Genomic DNA, 1,913 nt, shown 5'->3' on the forward strand with positions numbered 1-1,913 from the left:
AAGCTCAAGAACCTCTTCAACAGAGACACACGACATCGTACAATACCGTGACACTCAAACAACTAAAAGCTGGATTAGATGCCCTTGCAAATAACAATATTGCAAAAACAATAAATCTTCGTAATTCAATGGAAAAACATAGCCTTGATCGTTATATTTTGACATGGGCGCTAGGACTATCAAAGCAAAATAATATACCAAGCTCTGAAATATCTAATGCAATTAACATGCTAAAAGGATGGCCTGGTATAGAAACGATGCAACGCAATGCTGAACGTGCTTTTCTTAACGAAACCAATATCACACACGCCATTATCCAAAAATTTTCTCATCATCCCCCCCTTACAGCACAAGGCATGGCTCTCTTTGCTAAAGCACTCATTACAACGGGACAAATCACCCGTGCTCAACACATTATTGCACCATGGTGGCATAAAACACGGCTTAATGCACAAGAAGAAGTATTTGTTCTTAAAAATGCAAGTGCTGCCTTAAAACCTATTGATCATTTAAAACGCATGCAGTTTATGTTGTATGCACATCGTTTTGATTCAGCGGCACGCGTTGCAAAATTAGCCCATGCTCAATCTCTTTTTGATGCTTTTGTGGCGGTTGAAAAAAATGATCCTAGCGCAACACAAAAATTAAAAGCTTTAGAAAGAGTATGGAAAAAAGATCCTCTCTTCCAGTTTGCTCGAATGCGCCATCTGCGGCGAACAGAACAATATGATGCAGCCGCAACACTCATGATGAAAACATCACAAGATGCATTCCATCTTATGAACCCTCAATCATTGTGGAAAGAGCAACGCGCCCTTTCTCGTGAAATGCTTGATTTAAACAAACCCCAAATAGCTTATCAACTCGTTGCAAGGCACACCGGTATGACATCTGCATTAGCCGTCGATGCTGAATTTCACGCAGGATGGTATGCACTACGGTTTCTTCATAACCCTAAGTTGGCAATGCAACATTTTTCACGCATTCCTCAACTCTCCTCTTTACCTTTTGCTGCATCACGTGGATATTACTGGATGGGACGAACAGCAGAAACGCTAGGAGAACATAAAAATGCCCAGCTGTACTTTCATCGCGCCGCTCATTTTGGCGCAACGTATTATGGTCAATTAGCCGCTGCGCGACTCAACCAAAAAAAATTTAATATCTCTTTTCCTAAACCAACAATCGCTGAGCGACAACATTTTAGTGCACGAAAAGCGATCAAAGCAATTCAACGTCTTGAAGAAGCTGGATATGCTGAGTTTGCTAAAGTTTTTTATAGAGAACTCGGAAAAAAAATAGAAAGCCCCGGTGAATTAGCTCTTCTGGCTGTTATGGCAGAAAAAAATGGTGACTATTATACCAGCCTCAGAATCGGAAAAATGGCTGCTTTCCTAGGAAAAAATGTCGGAGCACTCTCTCATCCTCTGGGAGCTATACCAGACTCTGCTCATATTTCTGTAGAAGAAAAATCGCTTATCTATGCCATTGCACACAAAGAAAGCGAATTTAATCCAACAGCCATATCACAAGCAGGTGCACAAGGGATACTCCAATTGCTTCCTACAACTGCAGAAGCACTAGCAAAAAAATACTCAATCGCATGGTCTCCTAAAAGATTTAGCAGTGATGCGCGTTATAATGTGACATTAGGCACCCATTTTCTCAATGAACAATTGGAACGTTTTAATGGATCCTATATACTAACTCTTATTGGCTATAATGCAGGCCCCCGCCGTGTCAATGAATGGATCAAGCGCTATGGCGATCCTCGAGGACAACCTCTCGATAACGTCATCGATTGGATTGAACGTATCCCTTATACAGAAACACGGAATTACGTGATGTGTGTCATGGAAAATTACGGTGTTTACAAAGCGAGACTCACTGGGAAAATAGATATAAAAACCGAC

At 41.1% G+C, this 1,913-nt stretch carries 1 protein-coding gene; it reads left to right on the top strand.

Annotated features, from left to right (window positions below; translation table 11 throughout):
- A partial coding sequence (locus tag ACFIO3_RS10355) for a lytic transglycosylase domain-containing protein (protein ID WP_375704423.1) occupies window positions 1-1,913 on the top strand: 1,913 nt, incomplete at both ends.

The sequence above is a fragment of the Bartonella sp. AD328YNZD genome (assembly GCF_042196425.1).